The sequence below is a fragment of the Nitrospina gracilis 3/211 genome, assembly GCF_000341545.2.
GTDB lineage: Bacteria > Nitrospinota > Nitrospinia > Nitrospinales > Nitrospinaceae > Nitrospina > Nitrospina gracilis.
Window position 1 is genome coordinate 323,838 of record NZ_HG422173.1, and the last position, 19,349, is coordinate 343,186.

General features: G+C 58.9%; 13 protein-coding genes. 4 read left to right on the top strand and 9 right to left on the bottom strand.

The features are described from left to right. Positions 1–170: 170 nt before the first annotated feature. The 4 genes from TX82_RS14900 to TX82_RS01550 form a co-directional block, all read right to left on the bottom strand. Positions 171–1,352 (bottom strand): sensor histidine kinase, encoded by a 1,182-nt coding sequence (locus TX82_RS14900; RefSeq protein ID WP_005006082.1) that lies wholly within the window; start codon positions 1,350–1,352, stop codon positions 171–173. Between the two features lie 400 nt (positions 1,353–1,752). After that, positions 1,753–3,111 (bottom strand): sodium-dependent transporter, encoded by a 1,359-nt coding sequence (locus TX82_RS01540; RefSeq protein ID WP_005006086.1) that lies wholly within the window; start codon positions 3,109–3,111, stop codon positions 1,753–1,755. 52 nt (positions 3,112–3,163) lie between these two features. Next, positions 3,164–3,919 (bottom strand): amino acid ABC transporter ATP-binding protein, encoded by a 756-nt coding sequence (locus TX82_RS01545; protein WP_005006088.1) that lies wholly within the window; start codon positions 3,917–3,919, stop codon positions 3,164–3,166. Continuing rightward, on the bottom strand, positions 3,916–5,388 hold the full coding sequence (locus TX82_RS01550; RefSeq protein WP_005006089.1) for an ABC transporter substrate-binding protein/permease: 1,473 nt from the start codon (positions 5,386–5,388) through the stop codon (positions 3,916–3,918). Before TX82_RS01550 ends, TX82_RS01545 begins: the two co-directional genes overlap by 4 nt. Before the next feature lie 113 nt (positions 5,389–5,501). On the opposite strand from TX82_RS01550, the gene uvrC reads away from it, so the two are divergent. Then, positions 5,502–7,334 carry an excinuclease ABC subunit UvrC gene (gene uvrC, locus TX82_RS01555; RefSeq protein ID WP_005006090.1) on the top strand — a complete coding sequence of 611 codons (1,833 nt, stop codon included), beginning with the start codon at positions 5,502–5,504 and terminating at the stop codon, positions 7,332–7,334. Positions 7,335–7,339: 5 nt separating this feature from the next. On the opposite strand, the gene TX82_RS01560 is transcribed toward uvrC, so the two are convergent. The 4 genes from TX82_RS01560 to TX82_RS01575 form a co-directional block, all read right to left on the bottom strand. Continuing rightward, positions 7,340–7,561 (bottom strand): type II toxin-antitoxin system HicA family toxin, encoded by a 222-nt coding sequence (locus tag TX82_RS01560; protein ID WP_005006091.1) that lies wholly within the window; start codon positions 7,559–7,561, stop codon positions 7,340–7,342. Next, positions 7,561–7,761 carry a type II toxin-antitoxin system HicB family antitoxin gene (locus TX82_RS01565; protein ID WP_005006092.1) on the bottom strand — a complete coding sequence of 67 codons (201 nt, stop codon included), beginning with the start codon at positions 7,759–7,761 and terminating at the stop codon, positions 7,561–7,563. The genes TX82_RS01560 and TX82_RS01565 overlap by 1 nt, the downstream gene beginning before the upstream one ends. A 126-nt stretch (positions 7,762–7,887) precedes the next feature. Beyond that, positions 7,888–9,531, bottom strand: coding sequence for a methyltransferase domain-containing protein (locus tag TX82_RS14905; protein ID WP_005006094.1), 1,644 nt, complete (start codon positions 9,529–9,531; stop codon positions 7,888–7,890). A 10-nt stretch (positions 9,532–9,541) separates the two neighbouring features. Continuing rightward, positions 9,542–10,525: a ParB/RepB/Spo0J family partition protein gene (locus TX82_RS01575; protein WP_042250292.1), complete on the bottom strand. Its 984-nt coding sequence runs from the start codon at positions 10,523–10,525 to the stop codon at positions 9,542–9,544. A gap of 98 nt (positions 10,526–10,623) precedes the next feature. On the opposite strand from TX82_RS01575, the gene TX82_RS01580 reads away from it, so the two are divergent. Further along, the gene (locus tag TX82_RS01580; protein WP_005006097.1) at positions 10,624–11,547 is read left to right on the top strand and encodes a formylglycine-generating enzyme family protein; all 924 of its coding nucleotides are present in this window, start codon (positions 10,624–10,626) and stop codon (positions 11,545–11,547) included. Between the two features lie 12 nt (positions 11,548–11,559). On the opposite strand, the gene TX82_RS01585 is transcribed toward TX82_RS01580, so the two are convergent. Further along, positions 11,560–12,702 carry a PQQ-dependent sugar dehydrogenase gene (locus tag TX82_RS01585; RefSeq protein WP_005006099.1) on the bottom strand — a complete coding sequence of 381 codons (1,143 nt, stop codon included), beginning with the start codon at positions 12,700–12,702 and terminating at the stop codon, positions 11,560–11,562. A gap of 140 nt (positions 12,703–12,842) precedes the next feature. Between TX82_RS01585 and TX82_RS01590 the strand changes: the two genes are divergently transcribed. Both TX82_RS01590 and TX82_RS01595 read left to right on the top strand, forming a co-directional pair. After that, positions 12,843–16,472, top strand: coding sequence for a homocysteine S-methyltransferase family protein (locus TX82_RS01590; protein WP_005006101.1), 3,630 nt, complete (start codon positions 12,843–12,845; stop codon positions 16,470–16,472). Between the two features lie 313 nt (positions 16,473–16,785). Continuing rightward, on the top strand, positions 16,786–19,212 hold the full coding sequence (locus tag TX82_RS01595) for an ATP-dependent Clp protease ATP-binding subunit (protein ID WP_005006103.1): 2,427 nt from the start codon (positions 16,786–16,788) through the stop codon (positions 19,210–19,212). The last annotated feature ends 137 nt before the right edge of the window (positions 19,213–19,349 follow it).

A 19,349-nucleotide genomic window follows, 5' to 3' on the forward strand; every position in this document is an offset into this window, starting at 1 on the left:
AAACCTCTTATTCAGGAGAATGCTTCGGAACCTGGGCCGGGAAAGACCGGGCCAACCCCATAATGCGGGTACACCCCGATTCCGGACGGGTGTTCTTCATGGATTTCCGGCCCTAACCCGGCGGTAATGGAATGGCCCTGCAGGAATGAAGAAGGAGGAAGGAAAGAATCTTAAGCTGCTTCGACGTGGGCGACTTCCACTTTTGGCAGGCGGATGAGAAAACGCGTACCGCGCCCGACTTCGCTTTCGACTTTCAGTTCGCCCTTGTGGCGGTCCACCACCTGGCGGCAGATGGCCAGACCGATGCCCGACCCCTCCACCTTGTCCCTCGAATGCAGACGTTCGAACGGCAGAAAAATCATGTCGATGTTTTCTTTGGGAATACCAATGCCATTGTCCTCGACATAGAACTGGTATTCGTCCTCGTTTTCGTACAAAACACCGATGGAAATTTTCGGCGGCAGGTTCATCCGGCGATACTTGAGTGAGTTCGAAATGAGATTGCGGAACAGCAACTGCATCTGAAACGGGTCGGCATGAAGCACCGGCAGACGGTTGACCTGAATTTCCGCCTGCGTCTCCACGACGCGAACTTCCAGATCCTGCACCACTTCCCGAAGGACGCGGTTGAGGTCGGTTTCCTCCAGCATCTGGCTGCTCTGGGACACCCGGCAAAGCTTCATGAGACCGTCGATCAGGTCCTCCATGCGGGCGACCGCCTTGCGCATGCGCTGCAGGAACGAGTCGATTTCCTGCGCGATCTCCGGTTCCTGTTGCTCGATCATTTCGCTGTAAGCCAAGATCTTGCGCAGGGGTTCTTTCAGGTCATGGGACGCGATCGCGGCGAAGTTTTGCAGGTCCTTGTTGTTCTGTTCCAGTTCGCGGGTGCGATCGGCCACCTTGTCTTCAAGGTGTTGCGTGTATTCGTTCAGGCGCGCGTTGGTGATGTTGAGGAGAATGCGGTCCCTCTGCATGTCTTCACGCAGACGATTGCTTTCCTTCAATTCCTTGCGCAGGTTTTCCGTGAGGGTGCCGATCAGCCACGCCGCCAGGATGAGGAACGACGCCCAGACCGTCATGTTCATGTTGAAGTCGAAACGGCTTTCGATGGTGATGGGCTGGTCCTGGTTGGCGAGAAGGAAATACCAGACCAGCAGGATGGCGAGAAACGCGCCCAGCACCGCAAAGCGCCGGCCGATGTAATACCCGGCCAGCACCGCAAGCAGGTAGAACATGTCGAGGAAAGCGATCTTCGAGTAGATGAAATAATTGATCACCACCACCCCGAGCAGGATGGCCAGGATGATCACCTCGCTGATGTTTTCCTTGATGTAGGCTTTAAGTTTTTGCACCGGAACTCCTCAATCCTGTTTTCCTTTGTTCAGGAAGATCTGGATGAAATGTGCGGTTCCCGAAACCCATTCTGAATTATGGAAGCGTTCCCTTTCCGGTGTGTGCCGGTTGCACCAGCCAACCCGTAAGCCATTCTAATACTTGATTTTGTTTTCTAATAATGCAACCGGTTTCAATTCAAAAAATTTTCCCACGTTTGATGTCAAAACAAAAGCCTTTTCCAGCCCCGTCCACCGCCCCGTGGTTTGCAAGGTTGGGGCGCCACCTTCCGGGCAAGACCCGGCTCCGTTTACATCTTTTTCAATTTTAAGGCGAAATACCACTTTGTCAAAACAAACAGGCGGACAAAATCGGCGCGGGAAACGGTTGCGGAAAATTCAGCTTGAATTACCGCAGTTTTCAGTCAGCAGGAAGGAAATGCGTGATGAAGACAATGGCCACGGCCACGGGACTGACGTACTTCAGAACGAACTCCCAGTAGCGCGCCCAGTGGAAGGTGGTTTCATGCCGTTCGATCTCCCTGTGTGCTTCCTTCGTGCCCCACACCCAACCGACAAAGGCGGCGGTCAGCATGCCCCCCAGCGGCAGCAGGTAATTGGAAGACAGGTTGTCCACCACGTCAAAAAAGGTCATGCCGAAAAAAGTCACGTCCTGCATCACGCCGAAGGACAAGCCGGAGGGGATGCCGAACAGGTAAATGACCACGCCGGTCACGATCACCGCCTTCTGCCGCGGCCAGCCGCGCTGGTCAATAAAGTAGGCGGACACCGATTCCAACAACGAGATGGCGGAGGTGATGGCGGCGATGGTCAACAGCGCAAAGAAAACGATCGACACCAGCGTGCCGAACGGCATGCTCGAAAACACGGCGGGAAGGACGTTGAAAACCAGGCTCGGTCCGCTTTCGGGCTCCAGTCCCATGGCGAACACGGCGGGAAAGATCACCATCCCCACCAGCAGTGCGATCATGGTGTCGAACAGAACGACGTAAAACGTGCAGGAAGTCAGGTTTTCTTTCGGCGACAGGTAACTGCCGTAGGTGATGAGGCAGCCCATGCCGAGGCTGAGCGAAAAGAACGCCTGGCCCATCGCCAGTAAAACCGTCTGCCCTGTAATTTTACTGAAGTCGGGATAAAGATAAAACTTCACCCCCTCTTCCGCGCCGGGCAGGGTGAGAGCGCGGATCATCAGGAGGAACAGCATGATGACGAGCGTCGGCATCAGGATGTCGCAGGCACGCTCGATGCCGCCGTGCACGCCCCGGTACACGATGGCCATGCACAGTGCCATGAACAGTGTGTGGTACACCATGATCTCGCCCGTATTGGCGATGAACTGGCCGAAGAACGCACCCGCCTCCGCCGACGACGCAAAGTGATCCACGACGTGCGTCACGGATTTCACCACGTAGGCCAGCGTCCAGCCGCCGACCACGCCGTAAAAGGAAAGGATCAGGAATCCGGCGAGCACGCCCATGTACCCGACCAGCACCCACGGCGTGCCGGGTTTCAGCATGTTGAAGGCCCCGACCGGATTCAGGTTGGTGCGCCTGCCGATGGTGAACTCGCACAGCATGATGGGAAGGCCGACGATCAGGATGCAGACGAGGTAAATCATCACGAACGCGCCGCCGCCGTTTTCGCCGGTGATGTAGGGAAACTTCCAGATGTTGCCCAGCCCGACGGCCGAACCGGAGGCGGCGAGGATGAATCCCAGACGCGACCCCCAGAATCCGCGCTGTTTGCCTTGTGTCTGCATGGCGTTCAATTATAAAGGTTTAACCGGGTTCCGCAACAAGCCCCCAAGTATATCAGCGTTCCAGAAGCCTTTTTAAAAAAATTCGGGCGCGGTCCGTTGCCGGGGCGGAGAAGAATTGCGCCGGTTCGCCCGCTTCCACCACCTCGCCGCGGTCGAGCATCACCACCCGGTCGGCCACACTGCGTGCGAAATCCATTTCGTGCGTGACGATGAGCATTGTCATCCCCTCGTCGGCGAGTTCGCGCAGAACACGCAACACTTCCCCCACCATTTCCGGATCGAGCGCCGAGGTCGGTTCGTCGATCAACACACAGTTGGGATTCATCGCCAGCGTGCGGGCGATGGCGACGCGCTGCTGTTCGCCGCCGGAGAGGTCGCCGGGATAGCGGTGCGACAGGTTGTGCAGGTGCACCTTGCCGAGCAGAGCACGGGCTTTTTCCTCAGCGGCCGCACGCGGAAGGCCCAGCACCTGCACCGGCGCTTCGATGAGGTTCTGCAGCACCGTCATGTGCGGAAACAGGTTGAACTGCTGGAACACCATGCCGACGCGGATGCGCAGGGCGCGAACGCGTTTCGGATCCGGCGCACGGTGTCCGTCGGTTTCGGTTCCCGCGATTTCCAGATCATCGACGCGAACGCGGCCTTCCTCAAACGGCTCCAGTGCGGCGATGCAACGCAGTAGGCAACTCTTGCCCGCGCCGGAAGGACCGATCACCACGTGCACGCCGCCGGTCGGAACGTCCAGATCGATGCCGCGCAAAATCGTGTGGTCGCCAATGCACTTGGTCAGGCCCTCGACGTGGATCATGCCGTCTGCAACCTCCGCTCAAGACGCGTGGACAGCAACGACAGCGGGTAAGCCATCATCAGATACAGCAGGCCGGTGAGTAAGCCCAGTTCCAGAAAGCGCATGGAGGAAACGGCGAGCATGTTGTAGCTTTTCGTCAGCTCGACGATGGCGATGATGGACACCAGCGACGTGTCCTTGAACAGCGAGATGAAATCGTTGGTGACCGGCGGCAGAACCACGCGCACCGCCTGCGGCAGAAGGATGCGCCGGTAGATCAGGAACGGCGTCATGCCGAGCGACAACGCCGCCTCCCACTGCCCCTTCGCCACGGCCTTCAATCCGCCGCGGTACACCTCGGCTTCATACGCGGCGTAGTTCATGCCCAGCCCGACGACAGCGGCGGTGAACGCGTCGAGGCGGATGCCGATGTTGGGCAGGCCGTAATAGATGATGTAAAGCTGAAGTAACAGCGGCGTGCCGCGCACGATCTCGATATACGCCGCGGCAAAGCCGCGCAACAAGGGGCCGCCCAGTTGCCGCATGCCGGTCAGCACCAGCCCCAGCACCACCGCCAGTGCCATGGCGAGCACGGAAATGACCACCGTCATGCCCGCGCCTTTCATCAGTATCAACAAATATTCCTGCATGGCTTGATCCTCGTCAAAGTCGAACACCCGCCTGGCCGTGTGATCTTCCTCCACCAGCGCGCGCTGGGTGTCGTTCCACAGATTCCATTTCTGGTAAATCGATTGCAGGGTGCCGTCGTCGTACAGTTTGCCGATGGCGGCGTTGACCGCGTTCAAGAACGCGTCGTCTCCCTTTTGCACGGCGATGACGTACAGCCCCTCCCTCACCGGCGGTCCGGCGAAACGGAGTGCCGGGTCCGGCGCGGCGTAATGCAACGCGATCGGCAGGTCCAATAGCACCGCGTCACTGCGGCCCAGTTTCAGATCGCGGTACGGTTCCACCTGCCCTTCGTACACGCGCACGGTGACGCCTTCCATTTTTTTGAGGATGGAGTGGGCGACCGAGTTCACCAGCGTGCCGACGGTCATGCCGTCAAGATCGCTCAGCTTGTCGATGCGCGTGTCGTCCGCGCGCACCACGAGTTGCTGTTCGTAGATGTAGTACGGGCGCGAGAGGTTCACGGCGCGCACGCGCTCTTCGGTCCATTCAAGGCCGTTCATCGCCATGTGGAAGTCGCCACGCTGGAGAGCCGGGATCAGCGAGCTCCAGTCGTTCTGCACCATGCGCGCGGTGACGCCGAGCTCGTGCGCGATGGCCTGGGCGAGATCGACTTCAAACCCGATGAGGCGGGAGGGGTTTTCGGGATCGGGAAAAACGTACGGCGCACCGCCTTCGGCATCGGCGCCCCACAACAGGACGCCCTGTTCGCGCACCGTATCGAGCGTGCCGGTGGCGTGGACCGGGACGCCCCACAGCAGGGCCCAGAGAAGAACAATCCCCCACGTCTTTGAAGGGTTCATGGCGCATCCGCAGGCGGGGGACTGGCGGCAGGTGAAACGCGTGCTATATAATTGAAGAGAGAACGGGACGCACACAACAGCGCGGTCCGAAGCGTTTTTAAAGGAAGGTCGCCTTGCCCCCGAGTGATTCCATAAAAGACATTCTGAAAACCATCCCGAAAGTTCCCGGCATATATATCATGAAAGACAAGGCCGGAGAAATCCTTTATATCGGGAAGGCCAAGTCGCTCTACCCCCGCGTGCGGTCGTACTTCACCGAGTCGCGCGACCACGCGCCGCGCACGCGCATCTTCGTGCGCAAGGTGGCGGACATCAAGTTCCTCACCACCAAGACCGAGCAGGAAGCGCTGATCCTCGAAAGCAACTTCGTCAAAAAGCATCAGCCGCGCTACAACGTGATGCTGAAGGACGACAAGCATTACCCCTACCTGCGGCTGACCACACAGGAGACGTATCCGCGCCTGGAAGTGGTGCGGCGGGTGAAGAAAGACGGCGCAACGTACTTCGGTCCCTACACCATGGTGCGCGAGGTGCGGGAGACCATCCGCCTCATCTACAAGATTTTTCCGCTGAGGCAGAGCAGTGACGAACTCGACGGTACGCCCAAGCGGCGGCCCTGCCTCAACTACCACATGAAACGCTGTCTCGCGCCGTGCGCGTCGCTCGTTTCACCGGAAGACTACGCCAAGGTGGTCAACGACGTCATCCTGTTCCTCAAGGGCAGAAACACGGAACTCATCGACAGCCTGAAAGAAAAAATGAACGCCGCGTCGGAAGGACAACGCTACGAGGAAGCGGCGGTGTTCCGCGACAAGATCGAGGCCGTCAACACGGTGCTCGACAAGCAGCGCATCATCTCCACCGGCATGGAGAACCAGGACGTCCTCGCCTGCTACACGGAATCGAAAGCCACCATGGTGCAGGTGCTGATCGTACGGAACGGCAAGCTCCTCGCAGAAAAACTGTTCAAGATGAACAACCCGAACGAGGAAGACGACGCGGAAACCCTTGCATCCTTCATCAAGCAGTACTACGCCGACGAAACCATCCTGCCCTCGGAGATCCTGGTGTCGCAGGAGATCGAGGACCGCGAACTCTTGGAGGACTGGCTGAGCGAAAAGCGGCAGGCGCGGGTGAAGATCGAAATCCCGCAGCGCGGCAAGAAGCGGTCGCTGGTGCAGATGGCGGAAGAGAACGCGCGTTTCGCCATGCGCGCCGAGATGGATAAGGGCGACGTCGCCACGCGCAGTCTGGAGGAGTTGCGCGAGACGCTCGGCCTCAAAAACTTTCCGAAGACGATCGAGGGTTTCGACATCTCCAACATCGGCGGCACGCACGCGGTGGGATCGATGGTCTATTTCCACAACGCGAAAGCAGAGAAAAGCAAGTACCGGCGGTTCAAGATCAAGACGGTGGAGGGCATCGACGACTACGCCATGCTGACCGAAGTGATGACAAGACGGTACGCGAGGTTGCTCGACGAAGACAAACCGCTCCCCGACCTCATCCTGGTCGACGGCGGCAAGGGTCACCTCAACACCGGTTATAAAGTGCTGGAGAGCCTGGAGCTGGAGGGGCGCATCGATCTCGCCTGCATCGCCAAGGGCAAGTTCCGCACCAACCTCGACACGGACGAAGTGTTCCTGGTGGGGAAAAAGGAGCCGGTGTGGTTCAAGGAAAATTCGCCGTCCAGGTTTTTACTGCAACGCGTGCGCGACGAGGCGCACCGCTTCGCCATCGACTACCACCGCAGTCTGCGCGGCAAGAACGCGCTCAAGTCGCCATTGCAGAACATTCCCGGCATCGGCAAGAAGCGGCATCTCCTCCTGCTCAAAACCTTCGGCAGTCTGGAGAACATCAAGCACGCCTCGCTGGAAGACCTGCAAAAACTCCCCGGCGTCACCGAACCGTTAGCGAAAAAGATCAAGGAAGCGGTGAACGCGTGACCTTGTCACAAATTTCGAAATTCTTCAGAGGTAATATTTGCCTGGCGAAGCAGTTTCTTCAGGAGGCCGATTCCGATTTCTTTGTGCTGGGGAATGGAGAGTGTGTATTCATAATCCGGCTTGACCATCATGACATGCGAGCCTTTTTGACGTTCCACCTTCCAACCCGCCCGTTCTAATTTTTTGACGACATCAGCACCGGAAAAACGCGGCAAGGAAGGACTCACTAAATAAGAACCTCGATCATTTGGGTGGGATCGATCTTGCGCTTGGACTCCATCACTTCCATCCAGCCTTCGATGGCTTCCTTGATGTTGGCGACGGCTTCTTCCTGCGTCGCGCCCTGGGACAGGCATCCCGGCAATGCAGGCACCTCCGCCACATACATGCCGTCTTCATCCTGTTCAATCAGTACATGGAGTTTCATGATCCGCGTCTCCTTAATTGAGGATAGGATTATCTTAACCCGTCCTTGTAGGTTTGCCAATGGAAGGAATCACGCCTCCTCGTTCGCCCACCGGGCATTACCCAGCTTCCTCCGGGTGTGACCCGGTCACTTCTTCTTCGCGATGACGAGGTAGCGGGTGGACCAGCAGGTTTCGTCGGAGGGGTCGAGGGGATGGAGCGTCGCGGCGTCGTACACTTCCACCTGCCCTTGAAAGGCTTCTTCAAACCAGCGGCGCACGCGCGTCACCGACGGCAGGCAACGCAAGTGGCGTCCTTCATCGGTGATCTGCAACGTGCCGTGCAAACGGCTCACGTTCAAGATCGCACTCCGTTGGAAGATGTGGCCTTCCTGCTCGATCAATTCCGGCTGGCGGAGCGAGATGACGTTGCCGCAGTTCGAGCGGATGACGTGCGGATAGACGCGAATGTGGTCCGGAGTGATGAAGTCGCCGACGAAATACCCGCCGGGCCGGGTGATGCGCGCGGCCACGCGAATGGCCTGTTCCATTTCTTTCGGCCGGAGGTACTGGAACACGTTGAGGCCGTTGTAGGTGACGTCCCACGCGTTTTCTTCGTCGATCTCCAGCAGGTCGCCTTCCCACGCATTGATGCGTTCCTTCGCCACCTTCACCATCGCCGGCGACTTGTCGATGCCGTGCATGCGGTCTTTCGGCACGCGACCGCGCCGCACCAGGTGGTTCTCCACCATGCCCGTGCCGCATCCCAGTGACAAAAACCGCCCGCCCTTGTTGAGAAGACGGTACTTGCGGAAAGCAAACTCCAGGTAGCTTTCCATGAAGCTGTCGAGGCACGGCTCGCCCACCACCGCGTCGTACAACTCCGCGTAGGTGTCGAAGGGATCGCCGTTGTCGGCTTCCTCACGCAGTTTTTCCTGAAGTTCGGCGACGGTCTGCACCTCCTGCCGCAGTCTCTGCCAGTAGCCAAGGTCGGTCATGCACCCGGTGCCGGTGTCCACATGAAGAAACAGGTCGTGCTCGAACGCGTCCCAGTGCCTCGCGTCAAACAGGTCGTCCGTAACGCGCTGGTCGCGCGTGTCCAGGAGAGGCGGCAGGGATTGCGTGTCCGACGCGGCGCGCATGCGATCGAGGCGGTGCTTCAATTCAACCTGGTGGCGGAAGTGCGTCATGAAATCCGGCATGGGTCCGGCAATGCGCGCGCTGATGGCGGACTCGGGAAGCGCGAAGAACACGCCGTTGTTGGTGAGGTGTACCTGGTTGGCGTCGAGATCGAACACGCGCGCGTTGGCGGTGATGCCGCCGCGCCGCCCGACGCATCCGTACAGATGAAACGTGAGGAACTGGATTCCCGACGTGTTGCCCATCTGATGCACCCACTCGTGGCCGACGTGCAGAACGTCGCCGGGCTTCAGGCGCGTGCGCGACTGCGTGTGGAGCTCGCCGTTGATCAGCCAGAACGAGGCGTGCTCCGCCGGACCGAACACCTTCACCGCGCCCCACTGCGCGTAACCGTGGTCGTGCAGGGCGGAGACGTCGCCGGGGTTCCACGACATCACCATCATCTCGTAATGCCCGCCGTCGTGCACCAGCTTGCGTCCGTAGCTGTCCTTCGCCGGGTGATCGAAAAACGCCCAGGGCATGAGTTCCTGCTGGGTGATGTCCGCTTCGCGCAAAATCTGGGCGGCGCGCTGGGGGCTCCAGTGCGTTTCCTTTTCGACGGCTCCAATCAGGGCTTTTAAGGATTCAGGAAAGGGCGGGGATTTCGCGTCCATCGGCGCGTCCTTATGCAATAGGATCTTTCAGGGTTCGCAGGAGTTCTTTCAGCGCTTCCGCGTCGCAGGCACCAAACAGCTTTTCCACCTGGCGGGTAAGCTCTTCTTCAGTAGAAAACTTCAATTCGATTTTTACAAGATCCTGCTCGAAATTTTCCGGCAGTTTCAGTTTCGTTTTCGGGTCCAACTGCAACCGCTCTGCGGCTTTCCGCACCCGGCTTTGGAGATCCGACAGGTGTGGATACCGTCTCGCGTGCAGGCGGGAAAAAATCGCGTCGTACTTCTCGTTGGAGGGAAGCGAGGCGTCCTCAAGCGTTTTCAAGATTGCCGCGTGTACCAACACATCAGCGGGCGCAATGGCATCGCGCGTGGCGATCTCATCCACCATTTCCAGCACGGAGCGCCACTTATTGTGTCCCGGCCGCAGTTGGGAGAACAGGTGTTCGGCGGCGGCGCGGTCGGCGTCCCCCCACTTCGTCATCACCACAAACACGCGCAGAGGGATGTTCAGTTCGTGCATGAGGCGTTGGAAGGATTCCGCAAACACATGCACGCTCAAAAGATCGACCGCCCGCCTTCTGGTTTTCGGCTCACCCAAGATCGGCAGGACCTCGGTCACCAGCGCCGTCTCCTCGATACCCGCGGAGCGCAGGCGGTGCAGGATGCGGCCTTTTTCGATGTCGGTGTAACGGCGGTGGGCGCGGTTCTCCTGCAGGTTGCACATCAGGCGGTCGGCTTCGGGCATCGGTTCCACCAGGTGGGCCGGCACCGTGTCCAGTCCCAATAACTCCGCCGCTTCGAGGCGGCGGTGGCCGCACACCACGCAAAATCCGTCCTCATACGGAATCAGCACCAGCGGGTGAGTGATGCCGAGGGCGCGGATCGATTCCACCAACTCGCCGGGAACCGGGCCCATGCCGAATGCCGTGAGCGCGTCTTTCTGGATCGCTTCCCGCGGCACCCGGTCGCTTTGCGTGGTCTGTGATTCTGTCATGGCAGGCTGTCCCCTCCCGCGTTCCTTCATGCGTTCCCTTAAAGGATATAGTAAACTGGTAAGAGATGCCACCTTCCCGCCAAACACGCGAGGCAACCATGAACCTCTGCCGCCAGCACAAACCGGAACCGGTCGGAAAACTCTGGCTGTGCATACTGGTGTTGTGGTCATTCGCCGCCTGCACGCCGCCCGCGCCGGAAGGCATGGTGCTGATCCCCGAGGGCTACTTCAGCATGGGGACGGACGAAGTCGATGAGAAAGGCCATGCGCTTTCGCTTGGACTCAACAAACCGTGGTACGCAGACGAGTCGCCGCAACATCGCGTACACCTGCCCGCATACTACATCGACAAATACGAAGTCACCAACCTTCAGTACTACATCTTCACGCAGGCCACCGACCACCGCACGCCGCCCGACTGGGACGGCCCGAAGTACCCTGAAGGCCGCGACCATTATCCCGTGACGCAGGTGAATTTTTACGACGCCGCGGCTTATGCCAAGTGGGCCGGCAAACGCCTGCCGACGGAGATGGAATGGGAAAAGGCAGCGCGCGGACCGAACGTCATCGACTACCCCTGGGGGAACCAGTTCGATTTCTCCAAGGCCAATGTCAGCAAGTCCGCTCGGAGGAAACGCGGACACGGGCTGGAACCCATCGGCCAGCACCCGGACGGCGCAAGCCCCTACGGGGTTGAGGACATGATAGGCAACGTGTGGGAATGGATCTGGGATTACTACCTGCCCTATTCCGGCAACACCGCCACCAACCTGAAATTCCCGAAGGATGTCGTGGTGGTGCGCGGATTGTCCTACATGGGCGTCGGGCATTTCCCGGAGAAGGAATACAAAAAGGTGGTGGCGCTCAAGTCGCGCGTGTCCTACCGCGAAAACCTGCACCCCATCCTGCGCAAGCCGGACGTCGGCTTCCGTTGCGTGAAGGAAGTGCCCTCCACGATTGAAATGCTGTTCGGCGACTGGTCCGGCGAGCCCGTTTCCGCCAACACGAAAAACAAACCGTGATTTCCTTCGGGTTCATTTCCCGGTGATGCGGTACACCACACCCAGGTAATCGTCGGAGACCAGCAGTTCGCCTTTGGGTGAAACGATCGAGTCCACCGGCCGTCCGGCCTTGGAGCCGTCCTTCTGCAACCAGCCTTCGATGAACACCTCGTCGGACTGAATGTTGCCCTCGGCGTCCAGCTGCAGTCGCCGAACCTGGTAGCCGGCGGGCACCGACCGGTTCCACGATCCGTGAAACGAGACGAACAGGCTGTGGTTGTACCGCGCAGGCAGGGCTCCTTCTTTATAGAACTCGAGGCCCAGCGGGGCCATGTGGGCGGTGAAGGTGTGCGCCGGGGGTTCGGTCAACCTGCAGTCGTACCGGTCGCCGAAATCCGGATCGGACACGCGGTCCTCATAACAGTACGGCCAGCCGTAATGTTTCCCCAGGCGGATGATATTGAGCTCCTCCCGCGGGTGGTCGTCGCCCAGCCAGTCACGGCCGTTGTTGACGCCCCACAACTCGCCGGTGTAGGGCGAAAACTCGATACCGACGGAATTCCTCAGGCCGCGCGCGAACACTTCTCCGTTTTTGCCATCCACGTCGAAACGGATGATGGCCGAACGCCAGGGGTGCTCCTCGATGCACACGTTGCAGGACGAGCCGACCGACAGGTACAGCTTGCCATCCTGGAACTTGATGGTGCGGGTGGAGTGCCCGCCGGTGGGGATTCCGGTGACAATCACCTCCGGCTCGCCGAAGGTGAAGGGTTTGGCGGTGCGTTTCAACCGCACCACCCGGTTCTCTTCCGCAATATAGAGGTAATAACCCGAATCCAATTGCAGAAAGGCCAGGCCGTGGGGTCCGTTCCCGCCCTTCATGATGGGGACCGCCCGGTCCGCCTTGCCGTTCCCATCCGCATCCGGCAGGGCCACCACCTTGCCGGCCTTGGTCTGCGACAGAAACAGCACTCCCTGGTCATCGTAGGCCATGTGGCGCGCCTTCGGAACCTCGGCGAAGATGGTGATTTGCAGGTCCTTCGGGTATTTCAGTTGATTTTCAAGGAGATTGCTGTAGTCCCGGTCCTTGGCCCAGCCACATCCCTCAAGCAAAAGCCAGAGCAGGCCCAGACAGACAATCCCGAAAGTTTTGGGTCGCGTAACGGGTTTTGACATAAGCAGTTAGCCCCTTCTGAAAAAGAGTTGGACCATGTCCGCACCTTGTTCCCTTCCAGCGTATCATATATAGTATGGACTTCACCGATTACATCGACACACCACGCAAAATATTGCAAACTCATTGATTACGGGAGCTTATGAAGTTTGAAGACGCTTTGAAAGACCACGTTCTGGTTCTCGACGGCGCCATGGGCACCATGGTGCAGAACCTGGACGTCACCGACGAGACCTTTGGCGGGTCGCTGTTCCGCATGCTGACCGACCTGTTGACCTTTTCCCGGCCGGAGTGGCTGGAAGACATACACTTCAAATACCTCGATGCAGGCGCGAACCTGATCGAGACCAACACCTTCGGCGCGTCGCCCCTGCGTCTGAAAGAGTTCGACTGGGCGAAGATCAAGCAGGACGTCATGCAGGCCGCCCCCGCCGGGCTGGATTTGAAGCAGGGCGACCTGGAAGCCATCGCCTACCACCTGAACGTGGAGGGATGCAAAATCGCCCGGCAGGCCATCGAGCGCTACAAAGCCTCGGAAGGCTACGACGGGCGGCCGCTGTTCGTGGCCGGGTCCATCGGCCCGTCCAACTACGTCGTCTCCAGCACCGACGCCAACCTGGCCAAGGCCACCTTCGACATGATCGTGGACAACAACCGCATCCAGGTGGAAGGCATGATCGATGGCGGCGCCGACGTCATCCTGTTCGAGACCCAGCAGGACATCCTGGAGACCAAGGCGTCGGTCATCGGCGCGCAACGCGCCTTCCAGAACAAGGGCAAGACCCTGCCCATCATCGCCCAGGTCACGGTGGACGGGTTTTCCAAGATGCAGATCTTCAACACCGACATCCACGCCGCCTACACCGCACTGGCGGGCATGGGCGTCACCGTGTTCGGCATGAACTGCAACGTCGGACCGGAAGACCTGGTGGACACGGTCAAGCGCATCACGCATCTGAGCGCCCTGCCGGTGTCCGTCGTTCCCAACGCGGGCCAGCCGTTCTCCGAGGACGGCGTCACCGTGTACAAGCTGGAGCCGGAGGCCATGGCCGAGATCATGAAACCCTTCGTCTATGAATACGGCGTGAACATCATCGGCGGCTGTTGCGGCACCAACCCGGAACACATCCGCGCCCTGCGCAAAATGGTGGACAACGCCAAACCAGTGGAACGCGAGATCGACCGCCGGACCTACATCTCCGGCCCGCAGGAAGCGGTTCTGCTGGACGGCACCGAAAGCCTGGTGCGCTTCGGCGAACGCCTCAACGCGCGCGGCAGTAAAAAAGTGCGCGAAGCCGTGGAGAACGACGAGGGCGTGCGCATGGAAGAGCTGGAAGACGTGGTGCGCGAGCAATTGGACGACCTCGGCATCGACATCATCGACGTGTGCATGGACTCCAACATCGTCGAGACCGAAACCGTTCTGCCCGAGGTCATTCACAAACTCACCACCGACTTCAAAGGCGCGATGGTGATCGACTCGTTCTCCGTCGAGGCGCTGGAAGCGGGACTGAAGACCTATCCCGGCAGGCCCATCATCAACTCCATTTCGCTGGAAGAATACGCGCCGGGCGTGTCAAAGCTCGACGCGGTGCTGAAAGTGACGGCGGAGCATCATCCGATCTACATCGCGCTGGTGAACGGCGAGTCGGGCCCGGCCATCACCGCCGACGAAAAGTACGATCTGGCGGCGGAGATCGTCAAGCAGTGCGGCGAGAAATACGGCGTCACGCCGGACCAGATCCTGATCGACATCAACGCCTACCCCATCGGCAGTGAATCGCAGGAAGGCATGAACTTTTCGCTGGAAGCGCTGGACAGCCTGCCGCGCATCAAGGCCATCCATCCCGATCTCCGCACCTCCATCGGTGTCGGCAACCTGACGGCAGGTTTGGCGAAGAAACCGTACATGCGCAAGGTGCTGACCAGCGTGTTCCTCGATGAGGGACGGAAACGCGGACTCGACTGCGCCATCCTCAATCCCAACCACTACGTGCCGGTGGAAAGCCTGCCGCCGGAAGACGCGGAACTGGGACGCAAAGTGGTATTGGAACGCGACATGGAAGCGTTCGAGAAACTCGAGGAGATCGCCGAGCAGAAAAAATCGGGCAAAGTCAAAAAGAAATCCAACTACGAAGACCTGTCGCTTGAGGAAAGCATCTGCCAGAAAATCTTCGACGGCTACAAGGACAAGGAAAAAGGCACGGTCGAGGTGCAGGGATTCAAGCACGAGTACACCGACCGCATCGTGCTGGAAGCGGTGCAGACCATTGGCAAGCACGAACCGCTGGTTTTCATCAGCGACTACCTGATGAAGACCATGCGCGAGCTCGGTGACGGATTCGGCCGGGGCGAGATCAGCCTGCCGCACCTGCTCAAAAGCGCCGACGTCATGCGCAGTGTCATGGGGTTTCTCGAAGCCTGGATGCGCCACACGAGCGGCGTCGAGCCGGGGGACGCCATTAACTACAAGGGCACCGTCGTTCTGGGCACCGTCTATCAGGACGTACACAGCATCGGCAAGGACCTAGCCAAGACCCTGCTCGAAAACTACGGCTACCGCGCCATCGACCTGGGCGTGCAGGTGCCGCTGGAGAACTTTGTCGAGACGGCGCGCAAGGAGAAAGCCGACGCCATCGGCATGAGCGCGCTGTTGGTGCAGACGTCGAACCACATGATCACCGTCGCCAAAATGCTGAAGGAGCAGAATTACGAGATACCCATCCTCATCGGCGGCGCACCGGTCAACGACCGGCACGCGGGGTACGTCGCCATGCACGGGCAGGAGGAGCTGGATGACATCCTGTCCTCGGTGTTCTATTGCGAAAGCGGCATGGACGGCGTCAACACCATGAACAAGCTGGTGGAGAAGGAAAAGGATCTGCTGAAAACCTTCATGGAAGAGAACCGCGAAAAACTCATCCGCCAGTACAAGAAGGCCAAGGGCATGGAAGAAGACCGGGCGAACCTGCTGAAGTCACTCGACCGCAGGAAGGTCGATTTCAAAAAGTACCAGCCGGTGAAAGACGGCTACGGCATCCAGAAGGTCGAGTTCAAACTCAAGAAGCTGTCGGACGTCATCGATTCCAAGAGCCTGTTCTCACTCAACTGGAAATACGGCAAGCAGTCGTCGTGGTCAAAGAAGGGCGTGACGATGGAAGACCTCAAGCGCCTGCAGCAGGAATGGATCGACAAGGCCGACGCCAACCAGTGGATCATCCCACGCGCGCGGTTCGCGTTGTTGCCCGCGCAGGGCGACGGCGACGAGCTGATCATCTACGATCCGGAAGACCTCAAAAGCGAACTGGGGCGCATCACCTGGACCGTCAACATCGGCAAGGCCAGAAACGGCAAGCGCGACAAATTTTCTGTCGCGCAGTACTTTCATTCCAAAGATTCCGGTGTTATGGACGTAGTGGGCCTGCAGATCACCACCGCCGGTTCGACCCTGGAGAAGGCGATCAATACCTTCAAGGCCGAAAACGACTCCGAGTCGGCGTTGTATCTGCAGGGCCTGGGCGACCGCATCGCCGAGGACTTCGCCGAGTACGTGCACGGATTGCTCCGCCAGCGCACCGGCACCAAGGACAAGGCGGGCGAGCGTTACAGCCCCGGCTACCCGGCACTGGAGGATTTGATCAATAACAAGCGCATTTACGAGATTCTCGGTTGCGAGGACCTCGGCATCAAGCTGACCGATGCCAACGAGTTCGATCCGCCCAGCACCACCGCCGCTGTGGTGTGCTTTCACCCCGATGCGGGTTACTTTTAACCCACCCCGGAGGTCTCCGCAGGGCGGCGTGCGGGACGGCGCATCCATAAAATTTAGCCCTTTCCGGCATCTTTAAATAGGGCCGGAATGGATCGCGCCCAAATCGCCACATTTACGGAAAAATCTTATAATTGCCCGTAATAAAAGAAGTTGGCGGAACATGCGCGGGGAAAATAATCCTTGTATTATGGCGTTGGTTTGCTAAAATGCTTAATAGAATTACCAGCAGAACCTCACAACTCCTTTTGGATCGAAGGTTTCTGGGTGATTTCACCGCAGACCCGTTTTTCATTCTCTTTTGGAAAGAACCATCATGTTTAAGCGATTCACAGAAAGAGCCAGACGAGTCATCATCTTAGCGCGCGAAGAAGCTGAGTTGTACCGACATGAATATTTGGGTACGGAGCACATTCTTCAGGGCGTGATCAAGGACGGAGGCGGCATTGCTGTGGCGCTTCTTCAGAAATCCGGCGTCGATCTCAGCCAGATCAAGCAGGAGTTGGAGAAGAACCTTCCTCGCAGTTCCAATTCCCTTGTCATCGGCGACATCCCGTTCACATCGCGGGCCAAGAAAGTCCTGGAGTTCGCCGTCGAGGAAGCCCGTTCCCTGAACCACAATTACATTGGTACCGAGCACCTGTTGCTGGGTTTGTTGAAAGAAAAAGAAGGCGTGGCCTGCCGCGTGCTGAACAGTTTCGGCATGTACTTCGACGACGTGAAGGAAAAACTGGTGGAGATGTTCAAAGAACCCGCCGAATCCTCGCGCGAAGCCGGCAAGACGCCGACATTGGATGAATTCAGCCGCGATCTCACGCAGATGGCGCTGGCTGGCAAGCTGGATCCCATTATCGGCCGCTCCAAGGAAATCGAGCGGGTGATCCAGATTCTCAGCCGCCGCACCAAGAACAACCCCGTTCTCATCGGCGAGCCGGGCGTCGGCAAGACGGCCATCGTCGAAGGGCTGGCGCAGTTGATCGTGGAACGCGAAGTTCCCGATTCGTTGTTCGACAAGCGCGTGGTGTCTCTCGACCTGGGTTCGCTGATCGCCGGCACCAAGTACCGCGGTCAGTTCGAAGCCCGGCTGAAGGGCATCATGAAAGAGATCACGCAGAACGACAACATCATCCTGTTCATCGACGAGTTGCACACCCTGGTGGGTGCCGGCGCCGCGGAAGGTTCCGTGGACGCGTCCAACATGCTGAAACCGGCGCTTTCCCGCGGCGAGATTCAGTGCGTGGGTGCCACCACTCTCGAGGAATACAGGAAGTACATCGAAAAGAACGGTGCGTTGGAGCGCCGCTTCCAGCCGATCATCGTCAACCCGCCGTCGGTGGAGGAAACCATCGAGATCATCCGCGGCCTCAAGGTGCCTTACGAAGTGCACCACAAGGCCAAGATCACCGACGACGCCATCGTCACCGCCGTTCGGTTCTCGGACCGGTACATCAACGACCGGTTCCTGCCCGACAAGGCGATCGACGTGATCGACGAGGCCGGTTCGCGCGTGCGCCTGCGCAAGGCCACGCAGTCTCCGGAAATGCGGCAGATCCAGCGCGAGATCGACACCCTGGTGCGCGAGAAGAAAGTGCGCATCGAAAACCAGGAGTTCGAGAAAGCCGTGGACCTGCGCGACAAGGAAGAAGAACTGCGCACCAAGCTGGAACAGGCCCGCAACAGCTGGGAACAGGAAAACCAGCTTCAGGAGCCGAGCATCACGGAGGAAGACATCGCCGCGGTGGTTTCCAGCATGACGGGCATTCCGCTCAACCGCATCGAGGAAAAAGAGTCCACCCGCCTGCTCAACATGGCGGAGGAACTGGGCAACAAGATCGTCGGCCAGAAGGAAGCCGTCGAGGCCATCACCAAGGCCATCCGCCGTTCGCGGTCCGGCCTCAAGGACATGCGCCGCCCGATCGGCACCTTCCTGTTCCTCGGTCCGACGGGTGTCGGCAAGACGGAACTGGCGGGCGCTCTGGCTGAGTTCCTGTTCGGCCAGCGCGACGCACTCATCCGCCTCGACATGTCCGAGTACATGGAGAAGTTCAACGTCTCCCGCCTCACCGGGGCGCCTCCCGGCTACGTGGGTTACGAAGAAGGCGGCCAGCTGACCGAAAAGGTCCGCCGCAAGCCTTACTCCGTGGTGTTGTTCGACGAAATCGAAAAGGCCAATCCGGATGTCTTCCACCTGCTGTTGCAGATCATGGACGACGGCCGGCTGACCGACAGCTATGGACGCAACGTCGATTTCAAGAACACCGTGATCATCCTCACCTCCAATATCAGCTCCAAGATGCTGGACAAGGGATCTCTCGGGTTCCACAAGGATGACGTGGACATGAGCTTCGACAAGATGGAGAAGGACCTGAAACAGGACCTGCGCAAAACGTTCAACCCGGAATTCATCAACCGCCTGAACGACGTCATCGTGTTCCGGCCGTTGACCCTGGAGGACGTCACGCAGATCCTCGACATTCAGATTGGACAGTTGAACGAACAATTGATCCAGCAGGGACTCACCATCGACATGACCGAGGACGCCAAGAAATGGCTGGCCGAAAAAGGCTACGACCGCAACTTCGGCGCCCGGCCGTTGAAGCGCGCCATCCAGAAATACCTGGAAGACGTGCTGTCCGACGAAATGCTTAAAGGCCGCTTCAAATCGGGCGGCGTGGTGGAAATCACTCTCGGAGACGACGAACTCGTCTTCACCGAAAAAACCGGGGCGCTCAACACCGTTTAACGGTGTTGGGTGCCGTTACCCGGCACCCGGATTTCCCAACCCTTGTTTTTGATAGACAAAGTATTAAGCTTTATGGTTATTTATGCCGTAAAGCTTAATACTTTTTTTTGCCCGAAAAACCCACTTCCTGCAAGACA

Excerpts from the sequence above, each read along its gene's own strand:
- TX82_RS01540 (WP_005006086.1), bottom strand. The coding sequence starts at position 3,111 with ATGCAGACACAAGGCAAACAGCGCGGATTCTGGGGGTCGCGTCTGGGA.
- TX82_RS01545 (WP_005006088.1), bottom strand. The coding sequence starts at position 3,919 with ATGATCCACGTCGAGGGCCTGACCAAGTGCATTGGCGACCACACGATT.
- TX82_RS01550 (WP_005006089.1), bottom strand. The coding sequence starts at position 5,388 with ATGAACCCTTCAAAGACGTGGGGGATTGTTCTTCTCTGGGCCCTGCTG.
- TX82_RS01565 (WP_005006092.1), bottom strand. The coding sequence starts at position 7,761 with ATGAAACTCCATGTACTGATTGAACAGGATGAAGACGGCATGTATGTG.
- TX82_RS14905 (WP_005006094.1), bottom strand. The coding sequence starts at position 9,531 with ATGGACGCGAAATCCCCGCCCTTTCCTGAATCCTTAAAAGCCCTGATT.
- TX82_RS01575 (WP_042250292.1), bottom strand. The coding sequence starts at position 10,525 with ATGACAGAATCACAGACCACGCAAAGCGACCGGGTGCCGCGGGAAGCG.
- TX82_RS01580 (WP_005006097.1), top strand. The coding sequence starts at position 10,624 with ATGAACCTCTGCCGCCAGCACAAACCGGAACCGGTCGGAAAACTCTGG.
- TX82_RS01585 (WP_005006099.1), bottom strand. The coding sequence starts at position 12,702 with ATGTCAAAACCCGTTACGCGACCCAAAACTTTCGGGATTGTCTGTCTG.
- TX82_RS01590 (WP_005006101.1), top strand. The coding sequence starts at position 12,843 with ATGAAGTTTGAAGACGCTTTGAAAGACCACGTTCTGGTTCTCGACGGC.
- TX82_RS01595 (WP_005006103.1), top strand. The coding sequence starts at position 16,786 with ATGTTTAAGCGATTCACAGAAAGAGCCAGACGAGTCATCATCTTAGCG.